22 protein-coding genes, 1 tRNA gene and 1 pseudogene are annotated in these 17097 nt (G+C 68.7%); 6 read left to right on the top strand and 18 right to left on the bottom strand.

Features of this window, described 5'->3' with window-relative positions; genetic code table 11:
- Positions 1-221: 221 nt before the first annotated feature.
- Entirely contained in the window at positions 222-1115 is an 894-nt protein-coding gene (locus tag ACZ6C1_RS15490; RefSeq protein WP_469241197.1) for a Yip1 family protein, read from the top strand.
- A 55-nt stretch (positions 1116-1170) separates the two neighbouring features.
- On the opposite strand, the gene ACZ6C1_RS15485 is transcribed toward ACZ6C1_RS15490, so the two are convergent.
- The 3 genes from ACZ6C1_RS15485 to ACZ6C1_RS15475 all read right to left on the bottom strand — a co-directional run bounded on the left by ACZ6C1_RS15485 (position 1171) and on the right by ACZ6C1_RS15475 (position 2498).
- Positions 1171-1665: a phosphoribosyltransferase gene (locus ACZ6C1_RS15485; RefSeq protein ID WP_469241195.1), complete on the bottom strand. Its 495-nt coding sequence runs from the start codon at positions 1663-1665 to the stop codon at positions 1171-1173.
- Positions 1666-1667: 2 nt separating this feature from the next.
- Entirely contained in the window at positions 1668-2243 is a 576-nt protein-coding gene (gene dcd / locus ACZ6C1_RS15480; RefSeq protein ID WP_336323542.1) for a dCTP deaminase, read from the bottom strand.
- 69 nt (positions 2244-2312) lie between these two features.
- Positions 2313-2498, bottom strand: a complete 186-nt coding sequence (locus tag ACZ6C1_RS15475) for a hypothetical protein (RefSeq protein ID WP_469241193.1) — start codon at positions 2496-2498, stop codon at positions 2313-2315.
- Between the two features lie 226 nt (positions 2499-2724).
- Between ACZ6C1_RS15475 and ACZ6C1_RS15470 the strand changes: the two genes are divergently transcribed.
- Positions 2725-2798: transfer RNA gene (locus ACZ6C1_RS15470), tRNA-Gly, on the top strand.
- A 51-nt stretch (positions 2799-2849) separates the two neighbouring features.
- Here the strand turns inward: ACZ6C1_RS15470 and ACZ6C1_RS15465 are convergent.
- The 12 genes from ACZ6C1_RS15465 to ACZ6C1_RS15410 form a co-directional block, all read right to left on the bottom strand.
- The gene (locus ACZ6C1_RS15465) at positions 2850-3986 is read right to left on the bottom strand and encodes a tyrosine-type recombinase/integrase (protein ID WP_469241191.1); all 1137 of its coding nucleotides are present in this window, start codon (positions 3984-3986) and stop codon (positions 2850-2852) included.
- On the bottom strand, positions 3986-4198 hold the full coding sequence (locus ACZ6C1_RS15460) for an excisionase family DNA-binding protein (protein ID WP_469241189.1): 213 nt from the start codon (positions 4196-4198) through the stop codon (positions 3986-3988). The genes ACZ6C1_RS15465 and ACZ6C1_RS15460 overlap by 1 nt, the downstream gene beginning before the upstream one ends.
- Complete coding sequence (gene repSA / locus ACZ6C1_RS15455; RefSeq protein ID WP_469241182.1) at positions 4191-5585, bottom strand: replication initiator protein RepSA; 1395 nt, start codon at positions 5583-5585, stop codon at positions 4191-4193. The genes ACZ6C1_RS15460 and repSA overlap by 8 nt, the downstream gene beginning before the upstream one ends.
- Positions 5582-5776 (bottom strand): hypothetical protein, encoded by a 195-nt coding sequence (locus tag ACZ6C1_RS15450; RefSeq protein ID WP_469241180.1) that lies wholly within the window; start codon positions 5774-5776, stop codon positions 5582-5584. Before ACZ6C1_RS15450 ends, repSA begins: the two co-directional genes overlap by 4 nt.
- Before the next feature lie 107 nt (positions 5777-5883).
- Positions 5884-6441, bottom strand: a complete 558-nt coding sequence (locus tag ACZ6C1_RS15445; protein ID WP_469241179.1) for a GGDEF domain-containing protein — start codon at positions 6439-6441, stop codon at positions 5884-5886.
- Between the two features lie 90 nt (positions 6442-6531).
- On the bottom strand, positions 6532-6822 hold the full coding sequence (locus ACZ6C1_RS15440) for a SpdD protein (protein ID WP_469241177.1): 291 nt from the start codon (positions 6820-6822) through the stop codon (positions 6532-6534).
- Between the two features lie 11 nt (positions 6823-6833).
- The gene (locus tag ACZ6C1_RS15435) at positions 6834-6989 is read right to left on the bottom strand and encodes a hypothetical protein (protein ID WP_403506654.1); all 156 of its coding nucleotides are present in this window, start codon (positions 6987-6989) and stop codon (positions 6834-6836) included.
- Positions 6990-7008: 19 nt separating this feature from the next.
- Positions 7009-7197 (bottom strand): mobile element transfer protein, encoded by a 189-nt coding sequence (locus tag ACZ6C1_RS15430; RefSeq protein ID WP_469241174.1) that lies wholly within the window; start codon positions 7195-7197, stop codon positions 7009-7011.
- Positions 7198-7211: 14 nt separating this feature from the next.
- A complete protein-coding gene (locus ACZ6C1_RS15425) occupies positions 7212-7844 on the bottom strand; it encodes a DUF2637 domain-containing protein (RefSeq protein WP_469241172.1) in 633 nt (210 codons plus the stop codon).
- 5 nt (positions 7845-7849) lie between these two features.
- The gene (locus ACZ6C1_RS15420) at positions 7850-9196 is read right to left on the bottom strand and encodes an FtsK/SpoIIIE domain-containing protein (protein ID WP_469241170.1); all 1347 of its coding nucleotides are present in this window, start codon (positions 9194-9196) and stop codon (positions 7850-7852) included.
- A 3-nt stretch (positions 9197-9199) separates the two neighbouring features.
- Positions 9200-9532, bottom strand: coding sequence for an SCO3933 family regulatory protein (locus ACZ6C1_RS15415; protein WP_469241168.1), 333 nt, complete (start codon positions 9530-9532; stop codon positions 9200-9202).
- Between the two features lie 138 nt (positions 9533-9670).
- Entirely contained in the window at positions 9671-10450 is a 780-nt protein-coding gene (locus ACZ6C1_RS15410; protein ID WP_469241165.1) for a GntR family transcriptional regulator, read from the bottom strand.
- Between the two features lie 18 nt (positions 10451-10468).
- Between ACZ6C1_RS15410 and ACZ6C1_RS15405 the strand changes: the two genes are divergently transcribed.
- From ACZ6C1_RS15405 to ACZ6C1_RS15395, 3 genes and pseudogenes are all read left to right on the top strand, one after another.
- Positions 10469-10936, top strand: a complete 468-nt coding sequence (locus ACZ6C1_RS15405; RefSeq protein WP_469241163.1) for an NUDIX hydrolase — start codon at positions 10469-10471, stop codon at positions 10934-10936.
- Between the two features lie 456 nt (positions 10937-11392).
- Entirely contained in the window at positions 11393-12670 is a 1278-nt protein-coding gene (locus ACZ6C1_RS15400; protein ID WP_469241161.1) for a hypothetical protein, read from the top strand.
- A gap of 327 nt (positions 12671-12997) precedes the next feature.
- A pseudogene (locus ACZ6C1_RS15395) lies at positions 12998-13081 on the top strand (NUDIX hydrolase); the annotation flags it as partial.
- 162 nt (positions 13082-13243) lie between these two features.
- Here ACZ6C1_RS15395 and ACZ6C1_RS15390 read toward each other — a convergent pair.
- Positions 13244-13879: a TetR/AcrR family transcriptional regulator gene (locus ACZ6C1_RS15390; protein ID WP_469241159.1), complete on the bottom strand. Its 636-nt coding sequence runs from the start codon at positions 13877-13879 to the stop codon at positions 13244-13246.
- A gap of 129 nt (positions 13880-14008) precedes the next feature.
- Here ACZ6C1_RS15390 and ACZ6C1_RS15385 point away from each other — a divergent pair, with 129 nt between their 5' ends.
- Positions 14009-14947 (top strand): alpha/beta fold hydrolase, encoded by a 939-nt coding sequence (locus ACZ6C1_RS15385; RefSeq protein WP_469241157.1) that lies wholly within the window; start codon positions 14009-14011, stop codon positions 14945-14947.
- Between the two features lie 224 nt (positions 14948-15171).
- Here the strand turns inward: ACZ6C1_RS15385 and ACZ6C1_RS15380 are convergent, their stop codons facing one another.
- Together ACZ6C1_RS15380 and ACZ6C1_RS15375 are read right to left on the bottom strand one after the other, a co-directional pair.
- Positions 15172-16320 (bottom strand): HTTM domain-containing protein, encoded by a 1149-nt coding sequence (locus tag ACZ6C1_RS15380; RefSeq protein ID WP_469241155.1) that lies wholly within the window; start codon positions 16318-16320, stop codon positions 15172-15174.
- On the bottom strand, positions 16307-16891 hold the full coding sequence (locus tag ACZ6C1_RS15375; protein ID WP_469241152.1) for a DUF5819 family protein: 585 nt from the start codon (positions 16889-16891) through the stop codon (positions 16307-16309). Before ACZ6C1_RS15375 ends, ACZ6C1_RS15380 begins: the two co-directional genes overlap by 14 nt.
- Positions 16892-17097: the final 206 nt, after the last annotated feature.

Here is a 17097-nt window from a genome sequence, read left to right as displayed (position 1 = left end):
TGGGCCCGACGACGATAACACACCCTCCCCCCCCCCCCCCCCCCCACACACCCCCCCCCCCCCCCCCCCCCCCCCCCGCCTCCCCCCCCCCCCCCCCCCGCTTCGTTCACCGGGCCACGCCCGTCTCCTCACCCCTAGGGGATGTCACAGCTCCGCAGCAAAGGGGCCCCTCATACCGGGCGCGTACACCGGACCCCGCCGGACCGGGTACGTTCGGTGACGTGGCTGGATTCAGGATCGGACGCGGCCGGGACAACCGCACCCCGCAACAACAACCGCAGCAGGCGCCGTACGGCGGCGCGGCGGCGCCGCCCCCATATGCGGGGCCGCAGCAGCAGTGGCCCCAGGGGCACCCGCAGGGGCACCCCCAGGGGCAACAGCCGTACGGGGAGCCGGAGTACTTCGGCGACCCCTACGCGCAGGCGCCCTCCGCCCCGCCGCACGATCCGTACGCGGCGAACCACCCGGGCCACACCCGGGCGTTCAGCATCCACGACGAGGCGTACGCCGCCGGTCCGGACGCGTACGGCGACGGCGGCACCTACCAGGCCGGCGCCGCCCCCGCCCCGGCGGGCCCGCGCCTGCACTGGAAGCAGCTGCTCAGCGGCATCGTGATGCGCCCGGGCCCGACGTTCTGGCAGATGCGCGACCACGCCGTGTGGGGCCCCGCGCTGGTGGTCACCTTCTTCTACGGCCTGCTCGCCCTCTTCGGGTTCGACCAGGCCCGTGAGGAGGCCATCAACGCCACGCTGTCGACGGCGATCCCGTACGTCCTCGTCACCGGCGTCATGTTCGTCGTCGGCGGCCTGATCATGGGCGCGGTCACCCACACCCTGGCACGCCAGCTCGGCGGTGACGGCGCCTGGCAGCCGACGGTCGGCCTGTCGATGCTGATCATGTCGATGACGGACGCACCGCGCCTGCTCTTCGCCCTGTTCCTGGGCGGCGAGAACACCCTCGTCCAGGTCGTGGGCTGGCTGTCCTGGCTGGCGGCGGGCGCCCTCTTCACGTCGATGGTGAGCAAGTCGCACGACCTGCCGTGGCCGAAGGCGCTGGGCGCGTCGGCTATCCAGCTCGTGGCGCTGCTGTCGCTGCTGAAGCTGGGCACGATCTGACGCACGTACGCGAAAGGCCCCCGCCGAGGCGGGGGCCTTTCGCCGTGTCCGGGGTTCAGGCGTCCAGCACGCCCGAGCGCTGCACCACGGGCTTCTCCACGCTCCACGGGAAGTTGATCCACTCGTCGGTGCGCTTCCACACGTACTCGCACTTCACGAGCGAGTGGGACTTCTCATAGATGACGGCGCTGCGCACCTCGGCGACCGTGCCGAGGCAGAAGTCGTGCACCAGCTTCAGGGTCTTGCCGGTGTCCGCGACATCGTCGGCGATGAGCACCTTCTTGTCGCTGAAGTCGATCGCGTTCGGCACCGGCGCGAGCATGACCGGCATCTCCAGGGTCGTCCCGACGCCGGTGTAGAACTCCACGTTGACCAGGTGGATGTTCTTGCAGTCCAGCGCGTACGCCAGTCCGCCGGCCACGAAGACGCCGCCGCGCGCGATGCTCAGCACGATGTCGGGCTCGTACCCGTCGTCGGCGATGGTCTGCGCGAGCTCGCGGATCGCGGAGCCGAACTTCTCGTAGGTCAGGTTCTCCCGTACGTCACTCATGTTCACACCTGCGTCCGATGGAAGTTCTGGAAGGACCGCGAGGCGGTCGGCCCCCGCTGCCCCTGGTACCGCGACCCGTACTTCTCAGAACCGTACGGGTACTCCGCCGGCGAGCTGAGCCGGAACATGCACAGCTGCCCGATCTTCATGCCCGGCCAGAGCTTGATCGGCAGGGTGGCGAGGTTCGACAGCTCGAGAGTCACGTGCCCCGAGAAACCGGGGTCGATGAACCCGGCGGTCGAGTGCGTCACCAGCCCGAGCCGCCCGAGCGAGCTCTTCCCCTCCAGGCGTGACGCGAGGTCGTCGGGGAGGCTGATCACCTCGTACGTCGACGCCAGCACGAACTCGCCGGGGTGCAGGATGAACGCCTCGTCCCCCTCCGGCTCGACCAGCCGCGTCAGGTCCGCCTGCTCGACGGCGGGGTCGATGTGGGGGTAGCGGTGGTTCTCGAACACCCGGAAGTAGCGGTCCAGCCGCACGTCGATGCTCGAGGGCTGCACCATGGAGTCGTCGTACGGGTCGATGCGAACCCGTCCGGCGTCGATCTCGGCCCGGATGTCCTTGTCTGAGAGAAGCACGTCCCGAGGATACGCAGAGCGCGCGGGCCCGCCCCAATCGGACAGCCCCCGCGCGCCCCCGGCCCCGCACTACCGCCGCTGAAGCTCCCCGGCCACGGCCACCGGCACGGCCTGCCGCAGCCGCGCACACCGCGGACACCGAAGCAGCCGCCCGGGCCCGATCCGGCCGGCACCGAGGTGCTGCATCGGGAACGAAGCGGTACTGAACACGTGCCCCTCGGCACAGCGGACGACGGTGCGCTCCATGGAGTCCATCAAGTCCCTTCCCCAACGATGCATGGACGAGAAAGCCACATTAGGGGATCAACAGGACACCACTCCAGGCGGCACTCCGCCTCCACACCGTACGCCCCAACTCCCGCCTGCCGCACCCCGATCCGTCCCCCACTCAGCACAAAGACCCCGCGGCGCGATACACCGGGGGCCTGCCTATGAGGTACAGTGAGCGACGGTACGACACCGGTTACCCGGTCCGTATTACGCGGGTGTAGTTTAATGGTAGAACATGAGCTTCCCAAGCTCAGAGCGCGGGTTCGATTCCCGTCACCCGCTCCACGCGAAAGCCCCAGGCCAGTGGCCCGGGGCTTTGTTGTTGTCCGGACCAGGTCACTGGCCCCGTGCCCGTTGCGTGCCCGATGCCTTGTGGCGCTCGGTCTGGACGAGCCGGTCGAGGCCCGCGGCGACCTCCCTTTGCCGCTCCTGGTCGGAGTGCTGGTAGATCAGCGCGGCCTTCTCCGTGGACTGGCCCGCGCGGACCATCGTGTCCTTCAGCGTGGCGCCGGACCGGGTCGCCAGGGTGTGCCCGGTGTGACGAAGATCGTAAAAGCGGAAGTCGTCGGGCAGGCCGACAGCGGTCCGGGCTTTGCGCCACTTCCGCCCGAAGGTGGAGCGCCGGAACGGCTTGCCCTTCTCCCCCACGAACAGCAGTCCGTTCGGCTCCTTCTCGGCGTACCAGTCCAGATGCCGGCGGAGGTCCTCTGCCATGAAGGCAGGCAGGACCATGAAGCGCCGTCCGGCCTCCGACTTGGTGTCGCCTTCGACACGGCGGCCGGTCGTCAGCTCGGGCTCAGCCCTGCGGATCCAGACGCCTGGGGTGTCCAGGTCGACGTCCGGTCGCCGCATGGCCGCCTGTTCCTCAGGGCGGGCCGGACCGTACGCCGCCAGGTAGACCATCAGCCGCCAGCGCGGTCCCAAGGCGTCGGCGAGCGCGTCGACCTGGGCGACGGTGGCGACGGGCCGTTCGGGTGCCGACTCCTTGCCCGCGCCCTTGATGCGGCAGGGGTTGCGGCGGATGGCCTCATCGTCGACGGCCGTCTGAAGGATGGCCTTCAGGAGCCGGTAGGACTTGGCGACGGTCGTCGCACCGGTTGCCTTGCGTCGCTCGGCTCGCCAGGCCCGGACGCAGGGCGGAGTGATCTCGTCGAGGTCCAGGCCGCCAAAGGTGGGCAGGATGTGGAGCCGCAGCAGGCGCCGGTACAGCTCGTCGGTTGTCGCGGCCAGGTCGCGCTCGTCGACCCACTGGGTGGCGTACTTCTCAAAGTTGATCGCGCCCGCGTCCGGGTCGGTCCAGTCCCCGCGCCGAAGGGCGGTCTGCTGCTCGGCGAGCCAGTCGTCAGCGTCCCGTGCGGTCGCGAAGGTCTGCGGGGCGGGCCGATCGATGCCGTCCGGGCCGAGGTACCGAGCTTGGTACCGGCCGGAGGGAAGCTTACGGACGCGCCCGAAGCGCCGTTTCTTGCCTGCCATCAAGCAGCCCTCCCGTACCGGCTGCTGCGGCGGCGCACCGGCTCCACGGTGTTGGCGTCGATGTACGCGTCGAGGACTCCCTCAGGAATGCGGACGTGGCGGCCGACCTTGACGAAGGCGATCCGGCGTTCCGCGATCAGCCGCCGGGGGAAGCGGTCGGTGGTGCCGAGGCGTTCGGCGGCCTGGTCGACGGTCAGCAGGCGGTCACTCACGTCGGTCTCCTTCCAGGGCTGCAAGTTCTTGGCGGGCGGTTTCGCGGTTGAGCTGGAGGTCCCGGGCGATGGAGGCCGCCAGGACGGATTCGCCGGGGCTGTGACCGTGTCCGGCGTACTGCCAGTCCGCGAGGACGAGGACGGTGGCGTCCTGGTCGTGTTCGGGGTCGGGCAGGCCGAGGGCTTCGCGCTGCTGGGCGGCGCGGTAGTCGGCGCGGATCTGGCGGAGGGCGCCGAGGGTGGTGGAGTAGCGGCGGGACTTGGTGGAGAAGTGGCCGCGGAAGCCGAGCATGTGAGCCCAGGCCCACAGGCGGCGGTCGGGGTAAATCGGGTCGAGGTGCTTGCAGGCCCGGATGAGGCGCTGGGCGTGTTCGGGGACCTGGTGGCGGTCGAGTTCGGTGAGTTCGCCGATGCGGCGGTCCAGGGTGCCGGTCGTTTCGGCGGCTTTGGTGGCGTACTTGGCGACGTAGGAGGCGACCGCCTGTTCGGTGATGTCGGTGCCGGCCTCGAAGGCGCGGATGGGCCGGATGTCGAGCTGGGTGCCCCAGCGCAGGGTGCGGGCGGGTTGGTCGGCGGCGGCCGGGACGGTGACGGTCGTGTACGGGTGGGCAACGGCGGCGCGGATGGCGTCGGTGAGCAGCTGCACGGTGGCCCAGGCGGGCGGCGGGTCTTCGGGGCCCGCCGGTCCGTCGAGGCGGATGACGGCGTGGAAGTGGACGGCGCCGCGCTTTTGGAACTCGGCCACCTTGCCGTAGGAGACGCGGGCGGCTTCCTTCAGCTCGCGTTGCGTGAGTCCGGCGCGGGCGGCGATCTCGCGGCGCAGGCGGTTGGTGAAGCGCTGCCACAGGTGTCCGGCGTAGTTGTTGAACAAGACGGCGGCGGCGTAGTCGTACGTGTCCGGGTTCAGCGGCGTGCCGAGTACGTCGTCGTCGGGTCCGTGGCGGGTGCCGCAGCGGCAGCGGCCGGTGTCGGGGCGGTTGTGGACCGGGCCGAAGCTGGGGGCGGTGAGGGTGGCGAAGACGCGGGGGTGTTCGCGGACGATGGTGGGGACGTCCTTGTCCTGGTCGCCCGCGAGTCCGGCGCGGATCAGGTGGTAGGTGTCGGCGGCGTACATCCAGGCGCAGGCCGGGCAGCGCGAGGCGCGGCGGTTGCCGCAGGCCAGGCGGAGACGACCACCCGGTTCATCCTCGGTCGAGTAGCGGTGCAGCGTCTCGCCGGTGGCCTTGTCTTTGGTGACGGTCCAGCCGGTGAGATGGATCGGGTTGGCGCAGCCCCCGGTGCGGCGGATCTGGTCCTGCCAGCGGTCGAAGCCCGGTGACCCGGCCACCCGCAGCAGATCGCTGAAGGTGACCGGGTCCAGGCCCGCGAAGGTCGCGGTGTCGGTCACACGCGCTCCTGGTGGCCGAGGGCGACCGGGGCCGGGACGGTCGTGGCGCCGGTGCCCCGGCAGCGGCGGCAGGTGACGTGGAGGGTGGCGCGGGTGCCGTCGGGGAGGCGGGTTCCGGTAGCGATGGCGACACGGGGGAAGCCGTCGCAGTCGGGGCAGACCCGCATCCGGGCAGGGCTGTGCTGGGACATGATGGAGCTTCCTTTCGATTGCGGTTGGAAGGGGCCGGACCGTCCGGGCGGCGGCGATGCTTGGCGGCTTGTGCGCCGCCCGGAGGCCGGTCGATGCGTGGTCGTGCTCAGCGCGAGAGGGTGCGCGAGCCTCTGCGGCCCGGCTTGCCCTTGATCTCGTACATGTGGGCGTCGGCGGCGGAGAGCGCGTCGGAGAGGCTGCGCACCGGCAGGTCGGCGACGCGGCAGGCGCCGATGGAGACGTACACCGGGATGCGCTTACCGGCGTGGGTCAGCGGTTCGTGCAGCAGGTCGACGAGCTGGTCGATGTCGTCGGTGTCGGCGGAGTGGGTGACGGCGACGAACTCGTCTCCGCCGAGGCGGCCCGCGATTCCGTGGCGTCCGCACCAGGCGGCGAGGCGTGCGGCGGTGGCGGTGAGTGCGGCGTCCCCGGCGGCGTGGCCGTGGGTGTCGTTCAGGGTCTTGAAGTCGTCGACGTCCAGGAGGAGGACCAGGGCGTCGGGGTGCCGGCGGATGAGGCGTTCCGCGCGAGCGGTCCACCCGGCGCGGGTGCGAAGGCCGGTGAGCGGGTCGCGGCGGGCGGTGGCCAGCCGGTGGGCGAGGTACCCGGAGTGGGCAGCCCAGCCGAGCAGGGGCAGGGATAAGGCGAGCGCTTGCGTGTCCACGGTTCTCCCTTGTTGCGGTTGGTAGGGGCGTTGTGGGCCGTCCGAGGCGGTGGCGATGCTTGGCGGCTTGTGGCACCGCCCGGAGGCCGGTCAGCGGTTGAGTTCCTGGCGGAGCAGGCGGACCAGGAGCAGGAGCACGACGCCGCTGACGGAGAGGGCGAGCGCGGTGATGGCCACGGCCAGGAGCGTGGAGACGAGCACGGCTCCGACCGCGACGACGCCGACGACGGCGGCCGTGGGATTGGTGCGGGTTTTCTCGACGATGCCCGGGCGGGTGACGGGGGCCGGTGAGGCGGGCGCCTGGACCGGGACGGGCACCGGGGCGGTGCCGGTCGGGGCCGCGGTGTAGGTGTCGGGCGTCGGGTACTTGGGCTTGAACACGGCCGTTCTCCTTACTTGGCGAGCGGGTCGATGGCCGGGGCCAGGAAGCTGTCGGCGAGGAGGTAGCCGCCCAGGAGGAGCACGGCGACGAGCCACCAGGGCGGGCGGATGAGCTTGACGCCGAGGGCGCCGACGACGATCAGGGCGAGCCAGAGCGGGACGTCCATGACGTGATCTCCTCTGTAGTCAGCGGGGGTTGCAGCGGTGGGTGCGGGCGGCGAGCTCGGCGGCGGCGCGGCTGAGGTAGTCGGCCGACCAGTCGCAGCCGGGCGCGGTGCAGGCGGCGGCGTGTGCTTCGCGGCCGTGGCGGTCGTGGTGCGTGCCGATCTGGACGGGGCCGATGCGGTCGACGTCCCAGAAGCGGTTGCGGACCATGGGGTCACCTCCTCTCAGGTGAGCTGGGCGGCGATGGCGTCGGCCATCGGGGCGGGGACGCCGAGCCGGGCGCGCAGGGTGTCGGCGTCGACGGGGCGACCGGTCGACGCCTGGTGGGCATCGGCGATCTTGCGGGCGTGGGCGATCAGGGCGGGCGGGACGTTGGGAGCGGGCGGGGCGGGCAGCAGGGCCGGGGCCGATGTCGGTTCCGGCTCGGTGGCCTCTTCGCGTACCGGCTCGGGTTCGGCGGGTTCTTCAGCCGGTGCCCGGTCAGGAGTTGGGGTGTGGACCAGGAGCGTGCCGCCGAGGAAGGCGAGGGCCGGCCACCCGGCGACGAGGATGCGCAGCCAGTCCGGTACGTCGTTCAGGTCGAGCAGTCCGGCCGTGGCGACGTTCGCTCCGAGGGAGGCGGCGAGCGCCACCGCGAACCAGGTCCAGGCCGACCGCCTCGGTGACTCGGTGCCCCGAAGTGCCCGGAGCTGACGCCAGGCGGCGACGAGCAGCAGATCCACGGAGATCGGGTAAGCCCATGCCTTCCAGCCGTCCTGCCCGGCGGCGGCCGCCAGGTCGTGAAGGTGGGAGAAGGACAGGGCACCGGCGATGACGGCTTGCACGAGTACGGCGTCGAGCCGCAGGGACGAGCGCATGGGGATCACGCTTTGTCGGCGACGAGCGCCAGCGCGGACAGCGTGGTGTCCGGGTGGAACGCGTCCAGCGACGGGAGGTACGGCGTCATGTCCGCGTGCTCGTTGCAGGCCGCCACGGTGTCATCGAGGCTCGTGAAGGGGCTGCGGATCAGCGACCAGCTACCGGAGGAGACACCGACCACGGCGGTACCGGGCTTGTCCGGGCGTATCGCGGTCGCCGCGTGCATCGCGAGCGGGCCGATGTCGCCAAGTGCCATCTTGGCCGTGGCTTCCTCGTTGACCCTGTGCGAGACCCGGCCGCTGAGCTGGGCCCGCAGCGCGGTCGCTCCCTTGCCAAGGTCCGAGCCGAAGCGCTGGCCGCAGACCTCCAGATAGATGCCGGCGGCCCGGCCGAGCTGGGCGAGGCGCACAAGCTGCGACACCATGTGATCGCGCCGCTTCTCGTCGGCGGCCGTGGCTGTCAGAAACAGCTCGGCCACCTCGTCGATGAACACCACGACCGGCACCGGCCGCATGTCCTCGTCGAGCCCCCAGATGTCGGAGGTGAACGACTCCAGCGGCGTGTCCCGTGCCAGCCGCTGAACGGAGCGGATGAGCTCGTAGCGGTTGGTCATCTCGTCGACCAGGGCGTCGAGGAGTTCCGCGGCTTCCTCCGGGGTGCAGGCGAGGGCCGACAGTCGGCGAGCGAACGGGGCTAGTTCCACACCCCACTTGCAGTCGATCCCGACCAGTGCGACGGGCTGTGGGGCGAGGCCCTTGAACAGCCCGCGCAGGTATACGGACTTGCCCGACTCGGTCGCACCGATCACCAGCTCGTGAGCGATGGTGCGGAAGTCCCGCACCTGGACGCCTCCGTCGGCGCGAAGTGCGACCGGGACCGAGAGCAGGTCGGGTACGGCCGTACGAGGCATGACGACCCGCCGCAGCACGTCGTAACCGATGATCCGGACTTCCAGCCATCCCGGCTTGAGCGCCTTGATGTGGACCCCGTGGGCCCGCCAGGAGTGCCGGAGCCGTTCCGTGGCGGTCTGGAAGTCCCGTACTTCCTGGCCTGGCCGCAGCCTGATCCGCAGCACCATGCCGTTCGCGGTGATCCGGCATCGGGTAAGGCGGGGGACCATGCGGGTCGCGGTCCGGTTCGTCGCCGCCGCGATGGCCAGCCGTATGCGGGACGGAGGCTCAGTAAGCCCGCACGCCTCCATCACCGAGCGGTAGGTGACCGCGATCCGGACCAGCTTGGCGGGGGCGGCGAAGCCGACCCAGAACCAGGCCGGACGCTGCCAGCGCAGCACGAGCAACCCGGCCACGACCAGGGTTAAGCCGATCAGCGCGGCGATCTGTCCGCCGGTCATCGATCAGCCCGCCAGCGAGGTGACGGCGGCGGCGCGGAACGAAATGCCGTGTCGCTTCTGGCCGTTGAACTCGTTCTCCCAGGGCCGGGCAACCAGGCCGGTCAGGGCCACCGGGGTGCCGGTGGTCAGCTCACCGGAGATGTCCGCCTCCGGGACGGTCACCGTGATCACCTCGGCGTTGCCGTTCGCGACGAACAGCACGTCGACGGTCATCAGGGACCCGTTCGTCTCGAGGTCGACGGCCACGACGCCGTTCTTCTTGTCGCGCATCTTGAGCTGGGGCGGCTGGGCGACCATCACGGTCGTGCCGGTCATGTCCACGGGGATCTGACGCACAGAGATCACTCCTCTAGAAGTGCTGAACTCCTCCACTCATGTACATGAGTGACATGAAGAAGAGTGCACCGCTCCTGTACATGAGTCAACCCGCCGCGAAGAAGAAATCACGGCGGGCTGAGGGGAGTTGAGCGGGCGTCAGTCGGTGGCGGGGATCCGGTACTGGAAAACGAACTGGTCAGCGGCCATGAGCGTGTCGCACACCTCGACCACCCGCCCCTCTTCAGTGACCGCGTTGCGGATCAGGTGCACCACCGGTGCCCCAGGACTCAGGGCCAGTTCCGACGCCTCAGCCTTGGCAGCCGACCGCGCCTGAAGGGTCTCGACGAACTCGGCGAAGGTGTGGCCGTGGTCCTCGAGCCGGGCGTAGATGCCACCTGGGCCGGGGTTTTCGGCGAACAGCTCGGGGATGTCCTTGACCACGTCCCACGCCAGGTACGAGGAGGCCGTCTCCACCGGGGTGCCGTTGCGGAAGTACAGGCGCCGCCGGGCGAGAACCTGGGTGCCGGCCTCGACTCCGAGTCGCTCGGCGATGTCCTCGGGTGCCTCCATGGGACCGATGTAGAGGACGCTCACCTTGGCGGTCGCCCCGGACTGCTCGGACTCGGCTAGGTACGCAGCCTTGCCACCACGACGATGCGACGCCCGGAACCGGTCCGAAGACCGCAGTCGTACGGGCGGCCGGTCCTTCACGATCGAGCCCTTACCGTGGCGGGTCTCGACGAGCCCACTGGCTCGGACCTCCACCATGGCCTTGCGAATCGTTCCGCCGGAGACGCCGTAGCGGTCCACCAGCTCGGACTCACTCGGCACCATGTCACCAGGCTTCAGGACGCCTGCCCGGATCTGCTGAACGATCTCGTCAGCGATCTGTAGGTATCGGGGTACGGCCTTGCCACCTCCTACCGAAGTTCCCATAGTCCTTCTCTTCCTCCTATGCTCCTGTACATGAGTACGGGTTCCCAGCAACACAAGTCAACGCCGCTGCACTCCGTGTCCGTGGCGGGAGCGGTGGTGCGGGAGGACGGACGGCTCCTGGCGATCCGGCGGGCGGACAACGGGACTTGGGAGCTGCCGGGCGGAGTGCTGGAACTGGCGGAGTCGCCGGAGAAAGGCGTAGCCCGCGAGGTCTGGGAAGAGACCGGCATCCGCGTCGAGGTCGACGAGCTGACCGGCGTCTACAAGAACACGGCTCGAGGCATCGTCGCCCTGGTGTTCCGCTGCAAGCCCTCCGGGGGCGCGGAACGCACGTCGGCAGAGTCTCTGGCAGTCGACTGGCTCACGCCCGCAGAGATCACTGAGCGGATGTCCGAGGTCTACGCAGTCCGGCTGCTGGATGCCCTGGACGGGGATGGCCCTCACGTCCGGAGCCACGACGGACGCCACCTGCTTCCAGCGCGGTAAGACTTTCCCTACTTCATCAAGGCACCCGCCGCGCACAGCGCGGCGCGCGCGGCCCGTCGCCCGGGCCGACGCTCCTGTCTCCGCCCCGCTCCGGCCCGGCCGTCGGCCGCACGCCTGACAGCTCGGGTTGATGGTGGGAGAAACCCGCTGTGGCTGGGGCGGTCGGCTCCACGGCTTTAGCCACCTCCCCGGTCCGGGTCCCGCGCCGAGCAAGACCAGGGGGCCACTCGTGCTCATTACGGGCAGGTCCAAAGCCTGCCCGAGTTGCCAACCAGCGTACAGCCCCCTGATCATGCTCGGCCCCAAACCGGGCAGGCCACCGGCCAAACCCGCTCCGCCGACCTCGTTCGCTCGCGTGCGTGATGATTCTGCCAAGACGGCGCCTCGAAGGCCCCACCAGCCGCATAATGCGTCTACTGCGGAGCTGGGGGAAGCGTGAGCGCTAACAGGGATTGCATGTCTGAATTCAGCGAGTCTGAGGACGAAGGTCAAATAAAGGCATTGACCGCCGAGGAACTCGCAGCGGTAGCAGTCATCGAGACCCACAACTTTCGACTGGCAACAGTCATCAACAGCGAATTGATCTTCGCAAAACCGAATAAGGATCTACGCTACACCAGCATCGATCGGCGAGAAGTCCAGGAGGTGGCCGCTTCCATTCAGAATGGCGTCAGGGAACATGATGACGCACTGGGTATCGTCGACCCAAGCAAAGGATACATCGAGCTTGCAATTCGTGACGCCCGTCGCGCAGGCTTGACCACAACAACACCCCTCTATAAATGGGTTCAGCCCGATGCCGCCTGTAAGCATGCTTTCTCGACGGACAAAAATCAGCGCTCCTTCCACCTGTCAGAAAAAGCGGCATGTCTCGAATTTTCGAAAGCGACACCCACTGCCAGTTTTCTGCTCTCCAGCTACCTCAGCACTGGGAACGCATATCGGATCGGGCGCGGCTATACACTTAAAATTTTCTTCGACGACCTACCGGACGCCGCTAGCCTCGTCAGTGAAGCCCGGGACCTCACAGAGCGCCTACTTTTCGAGCTTGATGCCACCCACGGGGTCCAGCTCGTTACCGTTCCACGCGAAAGATTCCTGGTACGGGTCCCTGTCAAGACTTCGAACGCGGCAGGCCTACGGGTCCGGTTCCCGAAGACCAAACTACCTCGCGAAGTTTCCGCCCTTTTCTCCTTCGCTGGCGAAGCGGCCGACAACCCTCCATTCATGTTTCTGTCGTATTACCAGGTCCTAGAATATTACCTTCCCCTGGCCGCACGTAAGGGCGGCTTGAAGGCCATACGGCGAGAGCTACGCTCCCTTGATTTCGACGACAAGGATGACGCATCAGTTCTGCGACTTCTAAATTGCGCCGAGCGGAGCAGGAACTCAAACGAAGAAGATCAGATGAAAACTCTGGTGACAGAGTGCGTCAGGGGAGACGTTCTCCGGGATTTTCTAGGCAACAACGATTACGGGCAGCACTTCACACGGAAGGGCCCAGTGTCCGGCGTTCCGGCTATCAACGCTGCCGCAACAAACGAGTCGCTAGAAGTGCAGGTAGCCAAGCGAGTGTACGCACTACGAAATCGCATCGTCCATGCCAAGGATGACCCCAAGTACGCCGAGATGCCGGTGTTGCTGCCACGCAGCAAAGAGGCCGGCCTTCTGGCCCCTGACATTCACCTTGCCCGACTACTGGCTATTGAGGTGGTCATCGACAGCCAGGGGTAGCGTCGGTGGTGCAGAATCGGCTGGTGCTGCCTTGGCTCAGTGTCCCGGGCTGGTCGGCGACGGGAACGCCGCACCATGCCGTGCCCGTGTCGTGCCCGTGCTCACGGTAAGTCACGGTCAACAGTGGGCGCTCTGGAGCCCTCGCGCCCTGGTCAGGGCAGGCGCTTGCGCTGCTGAGCAGCGATCCGGATTGCAGGACTCGGTGATTCCCAAGCTCAGAGCGCGGGTTCGATTCCCGTCACCCGCTCCACGCAGAAGGCCCAGGTCACAGACCCGGGCCTTTCTTGTTGTTCGGACCGGCTCAGGGGTCCTGTGTCCGAGGTCTAGGCGATCCGGCCGCAGGACGCCCTGGACGGGGATGGCCCGCACGTCCGGAGCCACGACGGACGCCACCTGCTCCCAGCGCGGTAAGACTTTCCCTGCTTCATCAAGAAACAGCCGGTCACAGCCGTCATCAGGAGCTGCTCAACCACCCTCCGGCAGGGCTGCCTTGGCCACACGAAGGATCGACCACGACATCCTGGACGCAGTTCGGCACCACACTCCGCGCCGCGTGCGAGGCTTCGCGACGCATCAGGTCGATACCGCTCCCGGCTCGGACGTCACGGCAGTGGTGAAGATCCGGTCCAGGTGGTGGCGGAGCACCACCATCGCGGACTCAGGGCTTCGCTGGCCCACGAGGATGCTGGTACCCATGGTCGCGGCCATCGCGAGCAGGCTGATCGCCTCTGTGCGCGCGTCGGCGTCCGGGTCGGCCAGGCCGGCCTCCTGCGCCTGCTGGAGGAGTTCGGTCAGGGCGTTCTCCGCGGCGTCGGGGTTGTCGATGAAGGGCTGCGCGGCCAGCGCCCCGTCGGTCACGGAAAGGATCGCGTAGGAGTTGTACAGCAGGTGGAACGTACGGCTCTCCTCGTCGGTCGGCAGCGAGGCCAAGAGGAGAGCCTCCACCGTGGTGCGGGGGCCAGGGTCCGGGCCGGCGGCGGCCAGGCGGGCACCCACCCTCGCGGCGAAGCGGTCGGTCAGGTGCTGGAGGCCGTAGAAAAGCAACTTTTCCTTGGTCGCGAAGTAGTACTGCACGAGCCGGAGCGACACGCCGGCCTCCGCGGCCACGTCGCGCATGCCGACGGCATGCAGTCCGCGCCGCCCCGCGACCTGGATGAGCGCCTCGGCGATCTGGGCGCGCCGCTCCTCGTGGTCCACACGCTTCGGCATGTTCTCGTGTCTCCGCCTGTCGACAGTGGGTTCGCCCTCCGCCACCCGACCTCTTTTCATGATACCGATGTACCACGTTGGTGATACGGTCGTATCACGAAGAACCGGATCTTCACAGGAGGTGCCGCCGTGCCCGAGAACACCGCCCGTGTACGCCGCGATGTCGGCCGCTATGTCAACGACGCCCTGCGCGACCGCTACTTCGCCGCCGAGGAGGTGCTCCACGCGATGGGGGCACCCATCCGCTCCGAGACGGACGTCGAGACGAGCTTCGGCACCACCCACGTCTACCGGTACGGGCCCGCGGACCCCGCGGCCGAATCCCGGACCCCGATCGTCCTGATCCACGGCGCGGGCTACAGCTCGGCGATGTGGTACCCCAACACCCCCGGGCTCAGCCTCGACCGCCCCGTCTACGCCCTCGACACCCCGGGCGACGCGAACCGCAGCATCCATCGCGAGCCCATGTGGCAGCCCGAGCGCGCCGCCCAGTGGATGGATGAGGCCCTCGACGCGCTCGGCCTCGACCGGGTCCACCTCATCGGCTCCTCATACGGCGGCTGGCTCGTCCTCAACCAGGCCCACCGGCGGCCCGGACGGCTCGCCTCGGTCACCGCCCTCGACCCCGGCGGCCTGGAGAGGGTCGGACTGCGCTTCTTCGCCTGGGTCTTCGTGAGCCTGTTCGCCACCTTCGCCCCGAAGGCACTGCGCCCCAGGCTCGCCAAGTGGCTGGATCAACCGGTGATCGCCGTCCCTGAGATGCGCAAGTGGATCCAGCTCGGTGCCCGCGCGTACCGGATCCGTCGCCCCGCACCCCTGCCGCTGGCCGAGGACGCGCTGCGATCCATCCGGACCCCGCTCTACGTCATCATGGGCAAACACAGCCTGCTCGTGCACCCGAAGCGGCAACTGGAACGTGTACCGCGCCTCGTGCCCGGAGCCCGCGCCGAGATCATCACCGCGACCGGGCACGGCCCGCAGATCGACCACCCCGACGTGGTCAACGCCCGGGTGCTGTCCTTCATGGAGGACGTCGACTCCCTTGGCCCTGTTGTGGTCGACGCATAGGGCCAGGACAGGGAGAAACGGCGCCGGAGGCGCCCGCTCCGTGCCACAACCCCGCAGAAACAGCCGGGACAGATCCGCTGCCGAAAACTTCCGCAGGTCAGACGGCACACGTACGCCCAAGCGCCGAGTAACTCGCAACCTCGGAGCGCGGGTTCGATTCCCGTCACCCGCTCCAAGGTAAAGCCCCAGGCCAGTGGCCCGGGGCGGCTTTTCAAGGTCCGTCTTCAGCCGGCCGGTCCTGGCTGCACCGGTACGAGTCCCGTCTCCGGCCTGGGTGAGGCCGGCCCTTCACCGGCGCCCGCCCGGGGGGCCGCACGCCGCCACAGCAGCGCCAGGGAGCGGTAGAAGCGGTCCGGCAGGAAGACCGCGTCCGCGACGATCATCGCGGCGGAGAAGAGCGGCAGGCCCAGGAGCACCGCGATGCCGACGTGCATGGTCAGCAGCATGACCAGGACGGGGTACTTGAGCCTGCCGAAGAGTACGAAGGGGAAGGCGACCTGCAGCAGGACCGTCAGGTAACAGGCGGCGGCGATCAGGACCTGATGGTCGTCGACCATCTGGGAGAGCGCGGGCCAGGGCCGGAACAGGTGGAGGTTCAGGGCGTAGTGGAGGGCGGTCCCGTTGCCCCAGGTACCGCCCTGGACCTTGTACAGGCCCGCCGATCCGTAGAGGAAGCAGACCTGGGCGGCGATGACGAGCATCCCGCAGTTGTGCAGGACGGTGACCACGCTCAGGCGGGCGTCGCGGAGGTGGCGCCGGAGCTCGCCGCCGACCGTCGGGGGACGGTGTGCGTCCAGGGCCGCGACGGAGCGGAGCCGGGCCCGGCGGGCGTCGAAGGACCAGCGTCGGCCGCAGGCGGTGAACATGAGGTAGACGGCCATGAGGAGGATGAGATTGTCCCCGCCGTCCGTCATGAAGATCGCCCTGGCGTGGAATGACGCCACCACGATGGCGAACAGCACGGACACCGCTCTGGTCCGCCATCCCAGCATGAACAACGCGGACGTGACGACGGCCGCCGCGTAGCAGAGCTCGAAATACGCGCGGCTGTCGGACAGGGTGAGAACGCTTGCCCATCCCGTCTGGTCGAACAGTTGCCTCGCCAGCACAGGGGTCCACGGCGAACCGGGTCCCCAGATCTCGTCGCGGTGCGGAAACTCGCGCAGGAGAAAGACGAGGTAGAGCAGGCCGTAGCCGATGCGCAGTACTGCCGCCGCGTACAGGGAGATCGGCCGCTCGATCAGGAGGGTGAAGAGCGCGGCGACACGGTCGAGCGTTCGCTGCGTCGCGGACCGCACACCTGCTTGCCGGGGGTCGCGATTCGACGGCGTGGGTGTCGTGACCGGGGTCGTGGTCGGCTCAGTCGGTGCCATGCGGGGCCACCTTCCACCAGGGCAGGTAACGGGTGTCTACGGGGGTGGGCGCTGCTGTGGCCTGACGGTTGCCCCCTGCCGGGCCGGGGGCGCCGACGGGCGTCGTGACGACCCGCAGTTGGATGGAGTCGAAGGAGCCGCCGCGCTCATCGGCGACGCGCTGCGCCGCGATGTTGCGGAGGTACTGCTGGATCATCACAGCCCGCTCCGTACGCGGCTGGTCGTCGCCGCCGAGCGTTTCGAGGTAGGAGCTCCAGCCCCGGCGCAGCATGTTCTGCGTCGTATGGCTCGGGAAGGGGTTGTGCTCGGTCGCGGAGTTGTCCACACCGCTCAGATCGAACCAGTTGCTCACTTGCACGGTCCCGTTCGGAGCGGTCCCCATCGTCCTCACCGAGATCTGCCGATTGACCGACTCCGGGTCCGGGGCGAAGAGCCGCCAGTTCTGCTCGAACACGGGATAGACCCACGCGTTGATCTGCTTGTTGTACTGCTGCGAGATGGCATTGGCCGGCGCCACGTGCAGAAAGACCAGCAGCACATGAATGAGCGTGACCGCCAGGCACAGGACCACGGCGGCTCCTGTGGCCGCCCGCAGCGTGCGACCCGGTTGCCCTGACCCTCCATGAGATTCAAGGGGAGTACCGCTTCGGCCGCTGTCGGCCGAACCGGCGGCGGAGTGCTCCTTTGCCTTCGCTTGCTCGACACCACTCAGCACGGCCCCACCCGGCCTTCCCATCCCGCTGTTCATTTCCCGCTTCTTCCGGTTTCGCGCGTGGC

The sequence above is a fragment of the Streptomyces sp. NPDC041796 genome (assembly GCF_055590785.1).
Note: the sequence above shows the minus strand (reverse complement) of the source record. Positions and strands in the feature narration are given on the sequence as shown.